The organism is Solidesulfovibrio sp. DCME, assembly GCF_049995385.1.
GTDB lineage: Bacteria > Desulfobacterota > Desulfovibrionia > Desulfovibrionales > Desulfovibrionaceae > Solidesulfovibrio.
The window spans coordinates 1,285,645-1,302,822 of sequence record NZ_CP188261.1 but is presented as its reverse complement, the minus strand read 5'-3'; the positions used below and the strand labels follow the sequence as shown (position 1 = coordinate 1,302,822).

Annotated in this window: 17 protein-coding genes; 2 read left to right on the top strand and 15 right to left on the bottom strand. The window is 67.9% G+C overall.

Translation table 11 applies throughout. The features are described from left to right. Positions 1-107 precede the first annotated feature (107 nt). Entirely contained in the window at positions 108-1,457 is a 1,350-nt protein-coding gene (gene rlmD, locus ACP59X_RS05600) for a 23S rRNA (uracil(1939)-C(5))-methyltransferase RlmD (RefSeq protein ID WP_428565983.1), read from the top strand. On the opposite strand, the gene ACP59X_RS05595 is transcribed toward rlmD, so the two are convergent. The 3 genes from ACP59X_RS05595 to ACP59X_RS05585 form a co-directional block, all read right to left on the bottom strand. Then, positions 1,454-2,047 (bottom strand): GDSL-type esterase/lipase family protein, encoded by a 594-nt coding sequence (locus tag ACP59X_RS05595; protein WP_428565979.1) that lies wholly within the window; start codon positions 2,045-2,047, stop codon positions 1,454-1,456. The two genes, rlmD and ACP59X_RS05595, sit on opposite strands and share 4 nt — an antisense overlap. An 83-nt stretch (positions 2,048-2,130) precedes the next feature. Beyond that, entirely contained in the window at positions 2,131-2,604 is a 474-nt protein-coding gene (locus ACP59X_RS05590; RefSeq protein ID WP_428565974.1) for a pyridoxamine 5'-phosphate oxidase family protein, read from the bottom strand. 122 nt (positions 2,605-2,726) lie between these two features. Beyond that, positions 2,727-3,464, bottom strand: coding sequence for a type 1 glutamine amidotransferase (locus tag ACP59X_RS05585; protein WP_428565971.1), 738 nt, complete (start codon positions 3,462-3,464; stop codon positions 2,727-2,729). Between the two features lie 154 nt (positions 3,465-3,618). Here ACP59X_RS05585 and ACP59X_RS05580 point away from each other — a divergent pair, with 154 nt between their 5' ends. Next, a complete protein-coding gene (locus ACP59X_RS05580) occupies positions 3,619-4,920 on the top strand; it encodes an O-acetylhomoserine aminocarboxypropyltransferase/cysteine synthase family protein (RefSeq protein WP_428565968.1) in 1,302 nt (433 codons plus the stop codon). Between the two features lie 113 nt (positions 4,921-5,033). Here ACP59X_RS05580 and ACP59X_RS05575 read toward each other — a convergent pair whose 3' ends face one another. The 12 genes from ACP59X_RS05575 to ACP59X_RS05520 all read right to left on the bottom strand — a co-directional run bounded on the left by ACP59X_RS05575 (position 5,034) and on the right by ACP59X_RS05520 (position 17,124). Further along, positions 5,034-5,360: a type II toxin-antitoxin system RelE/ParE family toxin gene (locus ACP59X_RS05575; RefSeq protein WP_428565963.1), complete on the bottom strand. Its 327-nt coding sequence runs from the start codon at positions 5,358-5,360 to the stop codon at positions 5,034-5,036. Positions 5,361-5,368: 8 nt separating this feature from the next. Further along, positions 5,369-5,641 (bottom strand): type II toxin-antitoxin system Phd/YefM family antitoxin, encoded by a 273-nt coding sequence (locus tag ACP59X_RS05570; protein WP_428565958.1) that lies wholly within the window; start codon positions 5,639-5,641, stop codon positions 5,369-5,371. Positions 5,642-5,774: 133 nt separating this feature from the next. Then, positions 5,775-6,569 carry an OmpA/MotB family protein gene (locus ACP59X_RS05565; protein WP_428565954.1) on the bottom strand — a complete coding sequence of 265 codons (795 nt, stop codon included), beginning with the start codon at positions 6,567-6,569 and terminating at the stop codon, positions 5,775-5,777. Next, on the bottom strand, positions 6,556-7,410 hold the full coding sequence (motA, locus tag ACP59X_RS05560) for a flagellar motor stator protein MotA (RefSeq protein WP_428565951.1): 855 nt from the start codon (positions 7,408-7,410) through the stop codon (positions 6,556-6,558). Before motA ends, ACP59X_RS05565 begins: the two co-directional genes overlap by 14 nt. 154 nt (positions 7,411-7,564) lie before the next feature. Next, a complete protein-coding gene (gene secA, locus ACP59X_RS05555; protein ID WP_428565948.1) occupies positions 7,565-10,075 on the bottom strand; it encodes a preprotein translocase subunit SecA in 2,511 nt (836 codons plus the stop codon). 239 nt (positions 10,076-10,314) lie between these two features. Continuing rightward, complete coding sequence (locus ACP59X_RS05550; protein WP_428565944.1) at positions 10,315-11,502, bottom strand: (Fe-S)-binding protein; 1,188 nt, start codon at positions 11,500-11,502, stop codon at positions 10,315-10,317. 2 nt (positions 11,503-11,504) lie between these two features. Further along, positions 11,505-12,893 carry an FAD-binding oxidoreductase gene (locus ACP59X_RS05545; RefSeq protein ID WP_428565941.1) on the bottom strand — a complete coding sequence of 463 codons (1,389 nt, stop codon included), beginning with the start codon at positions 12,891-12,893 and terminating at the stop codon, positions 11,505-11,507. A 4-nt stretch (positions 12,894-12,897) separates the two neighbouring features. Then, entirely contained in the window at positions 12,898-13,416 is a 519-nt protein-coding gene (locus ACP59X_RS05540) for a hypothetical protein (protein WP_428565938.1), read from the bottom strand. A 58-nt stretch (positions 13,417-13,474) separates the two neighbouring features. Beyond that, the gene (gene smpB / locus ACP59X_RS05535; RefSeq protein ID WP_428565934.1) at positions 13,475-13,939 is read right to left on the bottom strand and encodes an SsrA-binding protein SmpB; all 465 of its coding nucleotides are present in this window, start codon (positions 13,937-13,939) and stop codon (positions 13,475-13,477) included. Between the two features lie 98 nt (positions 13,940-14,037). Then, positions 14,038-15,819 (bottom strand): phosphoenolpyruvate--protein phosphotransferase, encoded by a 1,782-nt coding sequence (ptsP, locus tag ACP59X_RS05530; protein WP_428565931.1) that lies wholly within the window; start codon positions 15,817-15,819, stop codon positions 14,038-14,040. A 169-nt stretch (positions 15,820-15,988) separates the two neighbouring features. Continuing rightward, positions 15,989-16,312 (bottom strand): HPr family phosphocarrier protein, encoded by a 324-nt coding sequence (locus ACP59X_RS05525; protein WP_428565928.1) that lies wholly within the window; start codon positions 16,310-16,312, stop codon positions 15,989-15,991. Positions 16,313-16,371: 59 nt separating this feature from the next. Beyond that, positions 16,372-17,124, bottom strand: coding sequence for a PTS system mannose/fructose/sorbose family transporter subunit IID (locus tag ACP59X_RS05520; RefSeq protein ID WP_428565925.1), 753 nt, complete (start codon positions 17,122-17,124; stop codon positions 16,372-16,374). Positions 17,125-17,178 lie beyond the last annotated feature (54 nt).

Sequence of the window (17,178 nt, the reverse complement as noted above, 5' to 3'; positions counted from 1 at the left end):
AAAAATCTCCAGGCCGCGCACCCCGTTCGCCCCTGCGGCCGGACTTTGACCCGGCCCGGCCCGCCGGCCCCCTTGCGCGGTTGCCGCGCCTCGCGCATAAGGCCGCGATGGACATTCGCGAAGACATGGAACTGGAGTTGGCCGTCGATCGGCTGGCATATGGCGGCAAGGGCGTGGCCCGGGTGGAAGGGCTGGTGGTGTTCGTTTCCGGGGGCCTGCCCGGGGCCACGGTGCGGGCGAAAGTGACGAAGTGCAAAAAGGGCTTTGCCGAGGCCGTGGCCGTGGAGACGCTCTCCCCGGCGCCCGAGGCCGTCGCGCCGCCCTGCCCGCATTTCGGCGTCTGCGGCGGCTGCCTGTGGCAGGACTTGGGCTATGCGGCCCAGCTTTTCTGGAAACGCGAGCAGGTCGTGGAGACGCTTGCCCGCCTGGGCGGCCTGACGGGCCTGGAGGTCGCCCCGACCGTGGCCTCGCCGCGCCAATACGCCTACCGCAACAAGATGGAATTCGCCTTTGCCGGCCGGCTGCACCTGGGGCTGCACGAACGCCTTCGCCCGGGCCGGGTGCTCGACATCGGGGCCTGCTTGCTCATGGAGCCCTGGGCCGGCGAGGTGCTGGGCTTTGTGCGCGACACCTGCCGGGAAACCGGCCTGGCCGCCTACGATGGCCGCACGAACAAGGGCGTGTGGCGCCATCTGGTGCTGCGGGCAAGCGAGCAAACGGGCGAACGGCTGGCCCACATCATCACCGGCCCGGCCCGTGGCGCCGGCGACGCCGCCCACCGCCTGGGCGAGGCGCTCCTGGCCCGGTTCCCCTTCCTCACCGGCTTCGTCCATTCGGTGCGCCGGGTGCCCACGGCCGTGGCCCAGGGCGAACGCCAGGTGCTGGCCCTTGGCGCGGACCACATCGAGGAACGTTTCGGCGCGGCCCGGCTGCATGTTTCGGCCGATGCCTTCGCCCAGACCAATACGCAAGCGGCCACGGCCCTTTATGAGGTCGTGGCCCAGGCGGCCGGATCGGATGCCACCGGCGCGGCCGTGGACTGCTACTGCGGCTGCGGCGGCATCGCGCTGCACCTGGCCCCCCGTTTCGAGACGGTCTACGGCCTGGAGGCGGACAAGCGGGCGGTGGCCGACGCGGTCCGCTCCGCCGCATTGTCGGGCATCGGCAATGCGGTGTTCAAGGCCCAGGACGCAGCCAAGGGGCTGTCGGAGCTGTCGGAGGTTTCGCCGTCGGTGGTGGTGCTCGACCCGCCGCGCGCCGGGGCGACGCCGGAGATGCTGGCGGCCGTGCTCGCCGCCGGGCCGAAAAAGGTGGTCTACGTTTCCTGCAACCCGGCCACCCTGGCCCGGGACCTCAAGGCGCTCGGCGATCTCTACGCCGTTTCGCGCGTGACCCCGGTGGACCAGTTCCCGCACACGGCCCACATCGAGGCCGTGGCGGAACTGGCGTTGCGCTAACAGCGAAACCAGGCCAGCCAGGCCTCCCAGTCGGCCACGCGTTTGGCAAAAGCGGCGTAGCCGGCGGCCTCGGGATGGTAGCCGTCGCCGGCCGCCACCAGGCTGTCCAGATAGGCGGCCTCGCGGGAAAGCGGCCGGCACATCTCCAGGTAGGCCACGCCCATGTCGTCGCAGGTACGGGAAAAAACGTCGGAAAGCTCCTCGATGCGCGTGCGGTGGGCATCGTCGAGGACCGGCGCCGGCCCCACCACCAGCATCGGGCACAGCTTGGAGACATGCGTCACGATGGCGAACAGGTTGTCCACGGACTCGGACAACTCCACCTTGCGCCGGCCGTTTTCCACCTTGGCGTCGTTGATCCCAAACGACAGCACCGCCCGGGCCTCGTCGCGCGGCAGCAGGCGCGGCGGCAGCTCGCGGGCCAGGCGCCCCTTGATGTGCCGGCTGGTCTCCGAACGCACGCCCAGGTTGTAGGCGGTCAGCTCCTGGCCGGCCAGGGACGAGGCCGCGCACAACCGGCCCACCCAGCCCAGGTACTGGGGATCCCCCACGCCAACGGTCAACGAATCGCCGACAAAGACCACGCGCATGGCCGACTCCATATGCCGCGCCCCGATACCGGCCGGGCCGGGTCAGGGACATGCGGCGCAACAGCGTTTTCAGGAAGACGCGATCAGTTCCACTCGTCGTAAGGGGGGTTGGCCTTGCCGGTCATGCGCTCGATGTCGATGCGCACCACGGCCGTCACCGGCACCACCTCGGGCCGAAACCCCTCCACCGGGCCGCCGTGGCGGCGCATGATGATGCGCAGGGCCTCGATTTTTTCGGCCTCGTCCTCGACGAGCACGGCCGTGCCGAAACCGATGATCGACTTGTAGTAGGTGGTGTAGTCGCAGGGCCGCTCGCCGGTGACGATCTCCACGTCGCTGTCGAGCTCGAAGCACACGCGCGGGTTGTCGCGCAGGATTTCCATCTTCTTGCCCTTGCGCGACGAATGAAAAAAGATGCGCCCGGCCGCGTAGCCCATGTTGACCGGCACCACATAGGGCCACTGGCCGTCGTACAGCCCGATCCGGCAGACCCGCGCCCGCATGAGCAGTTCATCCAATACGGCCTTGTCCTTGATTTCCCGCTCTTTCTTGCGCATCGCCACTCCCCCCTCGCCTGTTTGGTACGTCCTACAATCCCCCTCTCGGGGAGGTCCAGGCGGGGGTCACCCCCGCCTGGCCGCCGGAGGCATCTTCCTTCTTCCCCTTCGTGCGCCCGCTGCTAGGCCGTCAGCGCGTCGCACAGACGCCCCATGAGCGCCTGGATGTCCTTGAAGGCTTCGCGGCCGGCGTGCATCTGCTTGGGATGGTGCACGGTCGGCCCGGGCTGGGCCACGTCGGCGGCGCAGTGCTTGATGAGGTTTTGCATGCCGATGGGCTGGGTCTCCAGGTGGAATTGCAGGCCGACGACCTTGTGGCCGTAGACGAAGGCCTGGTTGGCGCAGGCGGCCGAACTGGCGGCATGCACCGCGCCGGGCGGCAGGGAAAAGGTGTCGCCGTGCCAGTGGAAGGCGTAGTAGGACTGGGGGAAGCCGGCGAAAACCGGCTCGGCCAGGCCCTCGGGCGTCATGTCCACCTTGAACCAGCCGATTTCCGGCACCGGATTTCGCGTCACCGAGCCGCCGAGCACCACGGAGAGGAGCTGGGCGCCGAGGCAAATGCCGAGGACCGGCTTGCCGGCGCCAACGGCCGCCTCGATGGCCTTTTTCTCGCCGGCCAGCCACGGATGGTCCTTTTCGTCGTACACGCCCATGGGGCCGCCCATGACCACGAGCATGTCGTAGTCGGACACGGGCGGCGGCGTCTCGTCGGCGAAAAAGCTCGTGGTGCCGATGGCATACCCCTTGGCCGCGGCCCAGGGCTTGATGGAGCCCACATCCTCGAAGGGGACGTGGTAGAAGGCGTGCAGGCGCATGCAGAAGACCCTCCCGATGCTGGCGGTGATGACGGGACGCGACATGCGCGTCGGCCACGGTTGTCGGTTCCGGGCAGGCGCTTGTCAAGGCCGAACCGGCCGCGCGAGACCCTTTCCCAGCTTCCGGGTTTGGCATATACGGGCATCATGTCGCCTGATGCTCGCGCCGACAATCCCACCTGATTAAGGAGGAAATGCCATGCCCACTCCCCCGTGGCATGCCCAGACCCTGGCCCTGCACGCCGGCCATGCGCCGGATGCCGACACCCTGTCCCGGGCCGTGCCCATCCACCAGACCACGAGCTTTCTGTTCCGCGACCCGGAACACGCCGCCAACCTGTTTGCCCTCAAGGAAGCCGGCTACATCTACACGCGCCTGGGCAACCCGACCACGGACGTGCTGGAGAAGCGGCTGGCCGCCCTACACGGGGCCTCGGCCTGCGTGGCCACCGCCTCGGGCATGGCCGCCATCTTCTACGCCGTGGCCGCCATCACCAAGGCCGGCCAGAACATCGTCACGGGCAGCAACCTCTACGGCGGCACCCACACCCTTTTCGCCCACACCCTGGCCCGCTTCGGCATCGAGGTCCGGTTCGTGGACTCGTCCGACCCGGCCAATTTCGCCCGGGCCATCGACGCCGACACCCGGCTCGTTTACACCGAATCCATCGGCAACCCGCGCTGCAACGTGGATGACCTGCCGGCCATCGCCAAGGTCGCCCACGAGGCCGGCCTGCCGTTTATCCTGGACAACACCGTGGCCGCGCCGCCGATATTGAACCCCTTCGACGTGGGCGCGGACATCGCCGTGTATTCGCTGACCAAGATCATCGGCGGCCACGGCACCTGCATCGGCGGGGCCATCGTCGAGGCCGGCGGCTTCGACTGGTCGGCCGGCGGCAAGTTCCCGGAGATCACCGCCCCGGACCCGACCTACCACGGGGCCAATTTCTGGGAGATGCTGTGCACGCTGGAAGGCACGCCCTGCTCGGCTTTTTGCACGAAGATCCGCACCGGGCTCATGCGCGACATCGGGGCCACGCCCGCGCCCCTCAACAGCTTCCTGGTCATCCAGGGCCTGGAGACGCTGCCGCTTCGGGCCAAGGCCCACTGCGCCAACGCCCAGCGGGTGGCGGAGTTCCTGGAGGCCCATCCCAAGGTGGCCTGGGTCAACTACGCCGGCCTGCCCAGCCACAAGGACCATGCCCGGGCCAAGGCGCTTTTCCCCATCGGCCCCGGGGCGGTCTTCGGCTTTGGGCTGACGGGGGGCATCGAGGCCGGCAAGGCCTTCATCAAGTCGGTGAAGCTGTGTTCGCACCTGGCCAACATCCTGGACGCCAAGACGCTGGTCATCCACCCGGCCTCGACCACGCATTCGCAGCTCACGCCCGAGGAACTGGCGGAGGCCGGCGTGCCGGCCGACATGGTGCGCATCTCGGTCGGCATCGAGGATATCGAGGACATCATCGCGGATTTGGAGCAGGCGCTGGCGCAGGCCTGAGGCCGGACGGCGAACGCAAGGGGGGAAGCGGCCGGATGCGCCGCTTCCCTGTCCAACCGGGCGCATCAGCACGGCAGCGCGTCAACGAGTCAGCGGGTCAGCGGGCCAGCGGGTCAGGGTGCCTCTTCCAGCAGCCGGCGCAGGAGCAGGCGCTGCATGTCCCGCCGGCCATGGGCGATGACATGGACGTAAACGGTCGCGTCCCTGAGCTGGTAGATGAGCCGATAGACTCCGATCCGAATTTCGAGGAATTCCCGCAGGCCCAGAGCGCGCAGCTCCGGCGGGACATGGCCCCGGGCTGGCTGGCGGGCCAGGGAGGCGAGCCTGTCTTCGATGGCGCCAAGCACCTGCTCCGCCGCTTCCGGGCCGTCGCGCCAAAGGAGAGAGGTGTCGATCTCCTCCAGGTCCCGAACGGCTGCCGCGGTGAGCAAGACGTCCACGGTCGCCGTCAGCCCGCTCGCTTGCCGCGGATGGCCGCCATGGCCTCGCCGGCCGCAACCACCTTGCCGGCTTCGACCTGCCGTTGCCCCAAGGCCAGGATTTTCAACAGGGCCAATGTCTCTTGCGTCTGCTCATAGGAGTCGACATCCTGCAAGACGGCTTTGGCCTCGCCGTTTTGGGTGATCACGAGCGGCTCGGCGCCTTCGCCGAGTTCGCGCACGATTTCGGCGGCGTGGGCTTTCAGATAGCTGATGGGTTTGACGCGCTGGGACAGCTTCATGGCCTCCTCCTGCTGCGGTCGGACCAGATATAGTCCGTAAAAAGACCGCAGGCAACCGCCTCCCGGACAGCCGGTTCGAACGGAAAGACCGAAAACGCCCTCGGCGCGCCGGCAGGAGCGCAGGCGCGTCGCCCTACGGCCCGTCCTGGGACCGCTCGGAGGGGCGCATGTCGGGGCTGGTGTAGAAGAACTCGATGCGGCGGTTGCGGGCCTTGTTCTCGGCCGAGGTCGGCGGCACCAGCGGCTGGCTGTCGGCCAGGCCCACGGCCCGCAGGCGCGTGGTCGCAATGCCCGCCTTCTCGGCCAGATACCGCGTGGCCGCCGCCGCCCGGGCGGCCGAAAGCTCCCACTTGGACGGGTACAACCCGCCCTTCTCGTCGTCGTCGGCATGGCCGCGAACGGTCAGGTTGATCTTGAAATCGCGCAGGATCTTGGCCACGCCGTCGAGCATCTTGACGGCCGTCGGCGTCAGCTCGGCCGAGCCCGGCTTGAACATGACCGCATTGTTGACCTGCATCATCACGCCCGAGGAATCGTTGCTCACCCCGGAATTGCTTTTCACCGTCATGTCCGAGGTGATGAGCTCTTTTATAAGCAGCGCGATCTCGTACTTGAGCTTGTTTTCCTGGGACAGCTTGAACTCGGGGCTGCCCTTGATGGCGTCGGGGCTGATAAACGTCGGCACCTTCTCCAGGTTTTGCACCTTCTCCTTGGACGGCACGTTCTTGTCCTGGAACACCAGGGAGAGTTCCTGCTTGCGCTGGGGCTTGAGCGACACGACCAGCCACAGCAGCAGGAAAAAGGCCATCATGGCCGTGACGAAGTCGGCGTAGGCCACCTTCCAGGAGCCGCCGTGATGGCCGCCGTGCCCCTCGTCGGACTCGCGGTAGATGACGACCGTTTTGCCGTGATCGCTATTTTTTGCCACGCAGCGCCCCTTCCATGTCCTCCATGGTCGGCCGCACGTCGTCGGGGATGGCCCGCCGGCCCATCTCCACGGACAGCATGGGCGAAAATCCCGAGTTGAACGCCGCCAGCACCTCCTTGACCACGTGCAGCATGTGCTGCTGGGCCTTGGCCTGGTGCTCCAGGTTGGTGGCCATGGGGCCGACGAACCCGTAGCTGAGGAGAATGCCCAGGAAGGTGCCGACCAGGGCCGCGCCGATACTGTGGCCGAGCACTTCCGGCGGCTCGTTGATCTTGCCCATGGTCAGCACGATGCCGAGCACGGCGGCCACGATGCCAAGGCCGGGCAGGGAGTCGGCCACCTTGGTCACGGACGTGGGCGCGAGCATGGCGTGGTGGTGCATGGTGGCGATGTCCGTGCGCATGAGGTCGTCGTAGCGGTGGGCGTCGATGCCTTCGGAGAGCAGGGCCTTGATGTTGTCGCAGATGAAATAGGCCAGTTGCTTGTTCTTGGCGATGGCGGGATAGCGGTTGATGGTGGAGGACTGCTCGGGCTTGGACACGTGGGGTTCCAGGGCCACGATGCCGTCGCGCCGGGCGATGTTGATGAGTTCGAAAAGCAGCGTCAGCAGGTCCTGGTAATCCGAGGCCGTGGGCTCCTTGCCCGTGAACACGTGCATGGCGTGCTTGATGGTGCCGATGGCGATGGATTTCGGCGCGGAGATGAAAAAAGAACCCAGGGCCGCGCCGCCGATGATGAGCAGCTCGATGGGTTGGAACAGCACGCCCATGTGCCCGCCTTCGAGGAGAAACCCCCCGAAAACACAGCCCAGGACCACCACGATGCCAATGATGACGAACATGACCCACCATGCGGGCGCACGCGCGGGCCGCCCAGGATGACCGGAAGGGGGTTTGCCGCCCCCTTCCGGGCTATGTCAACGACACGCGCCCATGGCGCCAAGCGCTACCTGTAAAAAAAACCGGGCCGCCGGGCAAGGGGCGGACGCGAACCGCTTATTTCGCCCCGTGGCACTTCTTGTATTTCTTGCCGCTGCCGCAGGGGCAGGGATCGTTGCGGCCGACCTTGGGCTCGGCCCGGCGCTTGGGCTCCTTTTTGGCCTCCTCCGCGGAGGCGCCGGAATAGCGCAGGTTGGCCGAATCGTCCTTGTGCTGGAACTCCTGCTCCCTGACCTCGTTGCGGATGCGCACCCGGCAAAGCGACCGGATGGCCGCGTCGCGCATGCTGTCGATGAGCTGCTGGAAAAGCTCGAAGCCCTCGCGCTTGTACTCCTGCTTGGGGTCCTTCTGGCCGTAGCCGCGAAGCCCGATGCCGTCGCGCAGGTGGTCCATGGACAGCAGGTGTTCCTTCCAGTGCCGATCCAGGCTGTCGAGCAGGAAATAGCGGGCGATCTCCCGGTAATGGTCGCCGGCCGCCTCGGCCAGGGACTGCTGGCGGGTGAGCACCGCCTCCAGCACGGCATCCCGTTCCGCGGCGTCGCCCTTGACCAGTTCGGCCTTGACGTCGAGCAGGTCCTCGAGCTGGGCGGCGGCCACCTCCAACGCCTCGGCGTCGGGCTCGCCCTTGTGGGCCTCCAGGGGGGCGAAAACCTCGCCCACGATCTCCTGCAGGTACTGGGCGACAAAGGCCTCGGGCTCGGCCGTTTCCATGAGTTCGCGGCGGCGCGAGTAGATGACCTCGCGCTGCTGGTTCATGACGTTGTCGTATTCGAGCAGTTGCTTGCGGATTTCGAAGTTGTGGGCCTCCACCCGCTTCTGGGCGTTCTCGATGGCCCGCGAGACCATGCGGTTCTCGATGGGTTCGCCGTCCTCCATGCCGAGCTTGTCCATGAGGCCCTTGAGGCGGTCCGAACCGAAAAGCCGCATGAGGTCGTCGTCCAGGGCCAGGTAGAAGCGCGAGGAGCCCGGGTCGCCCTGGCGGCCGGAGCGGCCGCGCAACTGGTTGTCGATGCGCCGGGATTCGTGGCGCTCGGTGCCGAGGATGTGCAGGCCGCCGAGGTCGGTCACCCCGGGGCCGAGCACGATGTCCGTGCCGCGGCCGGCCATGTTGGTGGCGATGGTCACCCGGCCGGCGTGGCCGGCCTGGGCCACGATCTCGGCTTCCTTCTCGTGGTTCTTGGCGTTGAGGACGTCGTGGGGCACGCCGGTCTTTTTGAGCATGCCCGAGAGCAGCTCGGATTTTTCGATGGACACCGTGCCGACCAGCACCGGCTGGCCGCGCTGGTGCAGCTCCTTGACGTCGGCGGCGATGGCCTCGAACTTCTCCCGCTGGGTCTTGTAGACGAGGTCCGGGAAGTCCTTGCGGATCATGGGCTTGTGCGTCGGGATGGACAGGACTTCCAGGTCGTAGATCTCGCGGAACTCCACGGCCTCGGTGTCGGCCGTACCGGTCATGCCGGCGAGTTTTTTGTACATGCGGAAATAGTTCTGGAAGGTGATGGTGGCCAGGGTCTGGTTTTCCGCCTCGACCTGGACGTGCTCCTTGGCTTCCAGGGCCTGGTGCAGGCCGTCGGAGTAGCGCCGGCCGGGCATGAGGCGGCCGGTGAACTCGTCGACGATGATGACCTGGTCGTCCTTGACCACGTAGTCCACGTCGCGCTGGAAGATGTGGTGGGCCTTTAAAGCCTGGAGCACGTGGTGCTGGAAGGTGATGTTGGCGGCGTCGTAGAGGTTGTCGATTTTTAAGACCTGCTCCATGCGGGCCACGCCCTCTTCGGAGAGCAGGACGGTGCGGGCCTTCTCGTCCACGGTGAAGTCGATTTCCCTGCGCAGCATGGGAATGAAGGCGTCGATGCGGGCATAGAGGGCCGAGGAGTCCTCGGCCTGGCCGGAGATGATCAGCGGCGTTCTGGCTTCGTCGATGAGGATGGAGTCGACTTCGTCGACGATGGAGAAGTTGAGTTCGCGCTGGACGAGCTGTTCCTTGTAGAACTTCATGTTGTCGCGCAGGTAGTCGAAGCCGAACTCGTTGTTGGTGCCGTAGGTGATGTCCGCGCCGTAGGCGGCCTGGCGCTCGGCGTCGTCGAGGCCGTGGACGATGGTGCCCACGGAAAGCCCCAGGAAGTTGTAGAGCTTGCCCATCCAGGCGGCGTCGCGCTTGGCCAGGTAGTCGTTGACGGTAATGAGGTGCACGCCCTTGCCGGACAGGGCGTTTAGGACGATGGGCAGGGTGGCGACCAGGGTCTTGCCCTCGCCGGTCTTCATCTCGGCGATCTTGCCGCGGTGGAGCGTCACGCCGCCGATGAGCTGCACGTCGAAGTGGCGCATGCCAAGCGAGCGCACCGAGCCTTCGCGCACCAGGGCGAAGGCCTCGGGCAGGATGTCGTCCAGGGAGCGGCCGCCGGCCGCCTCCTGGCGCAGTTCGGCCACGCGGGCGCGCATGGCGTCGTCGGACAGGGCCTTGACCTGCGGTTCGAAGGCGTTGATGGCCTCGACAATGGGGCGCAGGCTTTTGAGGTAGCGTTCGTTTCGCGACCCGACGATCTTTCGGGCAATGGCCTTGAGCATGGGTGGACTCCTTTCTATGCGGGGGGGCGCGGTCAAGCGGTTGCGGCCCGCGGCTTCGCGGGCGGTCGCCCTCCATGGGATGCGTGGAAATCGGCGGCGCGGCGGCTTGCCTGCCGTGGCCGGGGGGCAATGGCCTCGTGTCGCGTCCTGGCAAAGGCTATAGGCTAATAGGGAAACGACACCATAACTAAATAATTTCGCTTAAAAAAATATCACCGCGTCATTCAAGGGGCGCACCCCTAGCCCAGCAGTTCCAGCCAGTGGCCCACGGTGATGTCCCCGGGAGCGGCGGCCCGCAACTGGGTGACGCAGCCGGCGCAGCCCGTGACGATCTGCTCGCCCGGGCGCGGGGCGTAGACGGCCAGGGCCTGGGCCGCCACCTTTTCGGACAATTCCGGCGACGTGAGCTTGGTCAGCCCCCCGAAGCCGCAACACGGCGTTTCGTCCTCGCGAAAGACCAGCCGGTCGCCCATGATCCGGCGCAAAAAGGCCAGGTCCTGGTTGCCGCCGGCGCCGTGGCAGGGCCGGTGGTAGCGCACGGACGGCGGCGCGGCCGGGTGCGTGCGAAACGTCGTCTCCCCCATGAGCTCGGCCAGGGAGACCAAATTTTCCCGCCAAAGGGGCAGCTCGTCCATGGTCAGGCCCAGGTCCTTGCGGGCGTAGGCCCGCAGCCCGCAGCGGCAGGTGGCGCAAAAAACGACCATGAGCGGCCGTCCGGCTTTGCGCCAGGCCTCGATATTTTGTTGCTGCATGGCGGCCTGGGCGTCGGGCGCGCCGGCATGGCCCAGGGTGCAGCCGCAGCAGGTGAACCCCGGGTCGGGCGCCACCTCGAGGCCGAGGCCGGCCAGCAGCCGCCTGGCGGCCTCCTTCCAGCGCGGGTTGGCGTACTCGGCCACGCAGCCGGCGAAAATCACGGCCTTTTTCCCGGCATGGCGCCGGTCGAAGGTCTCGGGCGTCAGCCACGGCTCGGGCGCCCGGCCCGAACCCATGGCCTCGATGGCGGCCTTGGCCCGGGAAACGGCCTCGATGGGGATGCCCCCGGGCAACAGTTTCGTGAGCGTCTGGGCCAGCGGCCACATGAGCCCGGCTCGCTCCACCCACAGCTTCCAGAGAAAGCCGGCGAACCCCGGATGGGCGGCCCGCAGCTCGGCCACGAGATCGGGGCCGCACAGGCCCAGCGGACAGGCGTTTTCGCACTTGCCGCAGGACAGGCAGACCGTGGCCAGGAGGTCGGCGGCTTTTTGGGACAGGTCGGCCCGGCCCTCAGCCACGGCCCGGGCCAGGAAGAACTTGGCGCGCGGCGAGAGCTCCTCGCGGCCGGTGGCGGTGAAAAGCGGGCAGGCCGGCAGGCAGCGGCCGCACAGGATGCACTCGGGCCGGCGGCCCTGGCCGTGCAGGCAATGGACGGGGGAAAGTTCCGTGGACACGTCTAGTACGCCTTTTGCGGGTTCATGATGCCGTCGGGGTCGAAGGCGGCCTTGACGCGGCGCATGAGTTCGCGCTCCTCGGGCGACAGTTGGCGGTCGAGGAAGGGCAGCTTGGACAGCCCCACGCCGTGTTCGCCGGAAAGGGTGCCGCGCAGCTTCAGGCACGTCTCGAGGATGCGCTCCCGGGCGGCCTGGGCGCGGCTGCGCTCGTCGGCGCTCGCCGCGTCGTGCATGATGTTGACGTGGAGGTTGCCGTCGCCGATGTGGCCGAAAAGCAGGATGCGCACGCGCTCGTCCTCGCCGATGGCCGCGATGGCGGCGGCGGCCTGGCGCAAGGCCCCGCGCGGCACGGTCACGTCGTCGCTGATCTTGTCCGGCGCGGCCTTGAACGAGGCCGGGTTCAAAAGCCGGCGCAGCTCCCACAAGGCCTCCTCGGCCTCGGGTGCGACGGCGCACTCGCGCCAGACCGGGCCGGCCTTGGCCGTGACGGCCTCGAGCAGGGCGATGTCGGCGGCCACGGCCTCGGGCGAGCCGTCCAGGCGCACGAACAGGGCCGCGCCGGCCTCGCGCGGCCAGGGCACGGCGTTGATGGCGGCCACGGCGTCCATGGCCGCCTTGGCCATGAGTTCCAGGGCCACGGGCAGGATGCCGGCCCGAAAGACATCCCCGGCGGCGGCCAGGGCGGCGTCGACGCTCGGATAGGCCAGGGCCAGGGTGGCCGTGGCCGCCGGCTTGGGCAGGAGCTTGAGGGTCAGTTTGGTGAAGACCCCGAGCGTGCCCTCGGAACCGACGAGAAGGCGGGTGAGGTCGAGGCCGACCACGTTCTTGTGGGTGCGCCCGCCGGCCCGGATGACGCTGCCGCCGGGCAGCACGGCCTCGATGCCGAGGATGTGGTCGCGGGTGACGCCGTACTTGACGGCCCGCATGCCGCCGGCGCAGGTGGCGGCGTTGCCGCCCACGGTGGAAAATTTCACGCTGGCCGGGTCCGGGGCGTAGAAAAGCCCCTGCTTGGCCAGGGCGGCCTGGAGGTCGCCGGTGACCACCCCGGGTTCGACCACGGCCACGAAATCGTCGGGGTCGATTTCGAGGATACGGTGCATGCGGGCCGTTGAAACCACGATGCCGCCGGTGACGGGCACGCAGTCGCCCACGGTGTTGGTGGCCCGGCCGCGCGGCAGGACGGGCAGGCGCCGGGGCTGGGCGAAGGCCAGCAGTTCGCGGACCTGCTCGAGGCTCTCCGGGCGCACCACGGCCCCGGCCGGGGCGAAGCGGCGCGAGGCGTCGGTGCCGTAGACGAAGGTTTCCTCTGGGGAAAACACGGCGGCGTCGCCGGGGAAAAGGCCTTCCAGGAAGCGCCGGTCGGCGGCGGTGAGCGGGGATGGGGGCGTCATGGCGTCAGTCGGCCTCGGCGGTCCAGGTCATGGAATCGACCTGTCCCTTGGCGTCGAAGGTAAACGACAGTTCGTTGTAGCCGCTGGCGTCGGAGTAGCGCCAGGCGTCATCCTCGACCTCCTCGGGCTGGCCGAGAATGGCGGCCAGGCGCTCCCGGGGCAGGCCCAGGCAGACCTTGCGGGCGAAGCAGGTGGCGCCGGCGGTGACGCGGATCTGGTGGAAGAACTGCCGGGCGCCGCCGTCCATGCTGTAAAGCGACACGGTCATGCCGTCGTAGGTCAGGGTGACGATCTCGTAGGGCGCGTCGTCGTGGGGACTGGAAAAGGGCACGGCCTGGCGTTCGCGGGGGGCGCCGAGGACCCGGGTGACATCGGCCTCGGTGGGGCCGAAAAGGGCCGCCGTCTCGTCCAGGAAGGCGTCCACGCGCTCGTCGGCCTCGGTGGCCCGGGCGGTACCGGGCGCTGCGGCCAAGGCCACGGCCAGGCCGAGCACAAGCGCCAGCATCCATCGCAGTGCAGCCATCAAACGACTCCTCGTCCCGCGGCCAAACCGGGAACCTCGCGCGCCGATCCGGGGACGGTCAATGCCTGGCCAGTTCCCGGGCCGCGTCGCGGGCGAGGTCCCGGTCCTTGAGGTCGTCGCGGCGGTCGAAGACCTTCTTGCCCCGGGCCAGGGCGATTTCCACCTTGGCCCGACCGTTTTTGAAAAACACCCGCACCGGCACCACGGTCAGCCCCTTTTGCTCCACCTTGGCCCGCAACAGCCTGATCTCGGCGGCGTGCAGCAACAGTTTTCGCGGCCGTTCGGGCTCGTGGCCGGCATAGCCGGCGTTTTCATACGGCGCGATATGCACGCCCGTCAAAAAGGCCTCGTCGCCCGTGATGCGCACGTAGCCGTCCTTGAAGCTGATGCGCCCGGCCCGAAGGGATTTGACCTCGGAGCCCATGAGCACCATCCCGGCCTCGTACTTTTCCAGGAACTCGTAGAGGTGACGGGCTTTTTTATTCTGTGCGACGAGCTTTTCGCCCGATTCCTTGGCTGCCATGTCGTCCTTTCACGCCAGGGCCCATCGTGGCCCGCCGGTTGCGCCCGCTGCAAACCGCCCGCCCCCGGCCGCCCGCATACGGGCACCGGCCCCGCCGGTCAATGGGTCGGGGTTTCCTCGCGGTCGAGCAGGGAGGAATAAAACATCAGCTCGTCGGGGAACTGCCGGAAGATGGTCTCCTGGACCAGGGCGTTGGTCCGGCTGACCGACGGGCTTTCGAGGACCAATTTAAGCAGTTTTTTGCAATCGTCCATGGTGGCCTGGCGGATGATGCGCTTTATTCCCGGGATGGCCTGGGGGGTGAGGCTGATGCAATCGATTTGCATGCCCATGAGGATGGGCACGCAGAAGGGGTCGGAGGCCATCTCGCCGCACAGGCTCACCTCGATGCCGGCCTGGTGGGCGGCGTCGACCACGTGCTTGATGCTGCGCACTACCGCCGGGTGCAGGGGCTGGTACATGTGGGAAACGTAGCGGTTGGTCCGGTCGATGCCCAGCGAATACTGGATGAGGTCGTTGGTGCCGATGCTGAAAAAATCCACTTCCCGGGCCAGCACCTCGGCGATCATCACGGCCGAGGGCAGCTCCATCATGATGCCGATGGGCATGTCGGCCTCGAAGCGCTGGCCTTCCTGGCGCAGCTCGGCCTTGGCCTCGGACAGCAGGGCCTTGGCCTGGCGGATCTCGCGCAGGCCCGAGATCATGGGGAACATGACCGAGATGTTGCCGGCCAGCGACGCCCGCAGCATGGCCCGCAACTGGGTCTTGAAGATGTCGCGGTGGCGCATGCACAGCCGGATGGCCCGAAGCCCCAGCGCCGGGTTGCGCTCGTCGAGGGCCCCCAGCGTCGAGACGAACTTGTCCGCGCCGGCGTCCAGGGTGCGCAGCGTCACGCGCCGCGGCGACATGATGGAGGCCAGGTCGAGGTATTCCTCGTACAGCTCGTCCTCGGTGGGGAGTTTTTGCCGGTTCATGTAGGAATATTCGGTGCGGTACAGCCCCACGCCCTCGCCGCCGTTGTTGACCACGGTGGGCACTTCCTCGAGCAGCTCGATGTTGGCCTTGACCTTGACCCGGTAGCCGTCGATGGTTTCGCCCGGCAGGTGGCAGCCGCGCATGATGCCGGCCTGGTAGGCCTCGAACTGGTACTTGAGGTCGGACAGGCGCTCGAGTTCCTCGTCGGAGGGCGACAGCACCACCACGCCGCGCAGCCCGTCCACCACCACCAGGTCGCCGTCGCGCACCGCCTCTTCCAGTTCCGTCAGGCCGACCACGGCCGGAATGCCCAAGGTGCGGGCCAGGATGCCGGTATGGGAGGTCTTGCCGCCCTGGACCGTGACCAGGGCCATGATCTTGTCGGTTTGCAAGGTGGCGGTGTCGGCCGGGGAGACGTCGTGGGCCATGAGCACCACCCGGTTCTCGATGGCCCGGATCTCGGCGGACTGGCCGGCGAGCCGGGCCTGGACGCGGCCGGCCACGGTGCGCACGTCCTGGATGCGGTCGCGGAAATAGGGGTCGTCCAGGGCGGAAAAGGCCTTCTCCAGGTCGTCCACGGCCTTGTCCAGGGCCCATTCGGCGTTGATGCGCAGGGACTGGATGTACTTGCGGGCCACGCCGGCCAGCTTGGGGTCTTTGAGAATCATCAGGTGGGAATCGAGGATCAGGGCGTGTTCCTTGAGTTCGGCCGGGATGCGGTCGCGCACCTGCTCGATTTCCAGCCGGAACTGTTCCAGGGCCTTGTCCAGGCGCGCGACCTCGGCCCCGGTCAGGGACTCGGCCAGGGTCTGGCGCGGCAGGGGGCCGACGCCGGAACGGTTGAGGAAAAAGGCCCGCCCGATGGAAATGCCGGCCGAGACCGGTATGCCTCTAAGGGTTCGCATGTCCGGATCGATCCTTGGCGCGCGCCGATGACGCGACCGCGCCTGGTGGCGTCCTCGAAACGCCGCGTCCCGCCTGGCCCGGCCCCAAGGCCGGTGCGGGACATTGCCCGGCCAAAACGCGGCCCCGTGCCCGCCGCGGCGCGGCGGCGCGGGCCACGCCCCTGGCCGGTCAGCGGAACCGGTTGCGGATCAGCGAGCCCAGATGCGTCAGGGCATCCCTGGCCTCCGGCCCCGAGGCCCGCAATTCCAGTTCGCTGCCCTGGCCGGCGGCCAGGGTCAGGATATCGAGGATGCTTTTGGCGTCCACGACCTCCCCGCCCAGGGCCAGGGAGATGTCGCAGCCGAATTTCTGGGCTTCCTGAGCCAGCCTGGCCGCCGGCCGGGCGTGCAGGCCCTGGTCGTTTAGGACCCGCACCCGAAGCGCCAGGCCGTCCTCGCCGACCGCCAGGCCCTCCAGGGCCGCCTCGTCCGCGTCGTTCGTCTCGTTGCTCATTGTCCACCGCGTCGGCGGAGGTTGGCCCGGCCGCTTGGCCGGGCAAAACGCCGGCCCGCTTAGGCCGGCCACATGGAACGCGCCACCACCCAGCCGGCGGCCAGGGCCAGCAGCGCGATCTCCCGGGACACCGACGGCCGCGTCGCGGCCCAGGCCGCCAAAACCGCCACCAGCACCAAGTCGGCCAGGATCGGCCCCTCGCTACGGGGCTTGATCGCGATCCAAAAAATCGTCAGCAGCGCCGCGTTGGCCAGCTTGACCTTGCGGCCGAGGTTGACCAGGTCCCAGCGCTTGAGCCGCCGCAGCACGGAAAACCCCTCCCGGTAACCGGCCCGGAAGGTCACGGCCTTGAACACCTGGGCCCCCAGGAAAAGCCCCCCGGCCAAGCCGATCAAGGCCTCGTACCGGCCCGCCGCCAGCAGGCAGGCGGCCGACAGTCCCCACAGGCCCATGATGCTGGCGGAAAAAAACGTATCGCCGATGGCGGACAGGGTGAATGCCGTCGTGGTCTTGACGTTGTCAAGCACTTCCGCCGGCACGATTCCCCGGGCGATCTTGGCCTCCAGGGACAAAAAAAGGCCCACCAACAGGGGCGTCCAGAAAAAATGGGTGTTGTACAGGTCCAGGTAGCGGGCGAAGACCCTGTCCCGGGCCGCCGGGTCGGGATAGAGCACCACCAGCCCGGGCTCCATGGCGAAGGCCAAGCCCACGTGCTGCAGCCCCCGGGTGTTGTAGGCGGCGCCGACCAGATAGCAACGCAAAAAACAGGACACCAGGGTCCCGACGCCAAGCTCTTCGCGAGTTTCCCCCAAGGACGCACCGCCTTCCGCGCGCGCCGGATTTCTGCCCGCCGGCCGCGCCCCTTA

Coding starts and splice junctions, on each gene's coding strand:
- rlmD (WP_428565983.1), top strand. CDS start 108: ATGGACATTCGCGAAGACATGGAACTGGAGTTGGCCGTCGATCGGCTG.
- ACP59X_RS05595 (WP_428565979.1), bottom strand. CDS start 2,047: ATGCGCGTGGTCTTTGTCGGCGATTCGTTGACCGTTGGCGTGGGGGAT.
- ACP59X_RS05590 (WP_428565974.1), bottom strand. CDS start 2,604: ATGCGCAAGAAAGAGCGGGAAATCAAGGACAAGGCCGTATTGGATGAA.
- ACP59X_RS05585 (WP_428565971.1), bottom strand. CDS start 3,464: ATGTCGCGTCCCGTCATCACCGCCAGCATCGGGAGGGTCTTCTGCATG.
- ACP59X_RS05580 (WP_428565968.1), top strand. CDS start 3,619: ATGCCCACTCCCCCGTGGCATGCCCAGACCCTGGCCCTGCACGCCGGC.
- ACP59X_RS05570 (WP_428565958.1), bottom strand. CDS start 5,641: ATGAAGCTGTCCCAGCGCGTCAAACCCATCAGCTATCTGAAAGCCCAC.
- motA (WP_428565951.1), bottom strand. CDS start 7,410: ATGTTCGTCATCATTGGCATCGTGGTGGTCCTGGGCTGTGTTTTCGGG.
- secA (WP_428565948.1), bottom strand. CDS start 10,075: ATGCTCAAGGCCATTGCCCGAAAGATCGTCGGGTCGCGAAACGAACGC.
- ACP59X_RS05545 (WP_428565941.1), bottom strand. CDS start 12,893: ATGACGCCCCCATCCCCGCTCACCGCCGCCGACCGGCGCTTCCTGGAA.
- ACP59X_RS05540 (WP_428565938.1), bottom strand. CDS start 13,416: ATGGCTGCACTGCGATGGATGCTGGCGCTTGTGCTCGGCCTGGCCGTG.
- smpB (WP_428565934.1), bottom strand. CDS start 13,939: ATGGCAGCCAAGGAATCGGGCGAAAAGCTCGTCGCACAGAATAAAAAA.
- ptsP (WP_428565931.1), bottom strand. CDS start 15,819: ATGCGAACCCTTAGAGGCATACCGGTCTCGGCCGGCATTTCCATCGGG.
- ACP59X_RS05525 (WP_428565928.1), bottom strand. CDS start 16,312: ATGAGCAACGAGACGAACGACGCGGACGAGGCGGCCCTGGAGGGCCTG.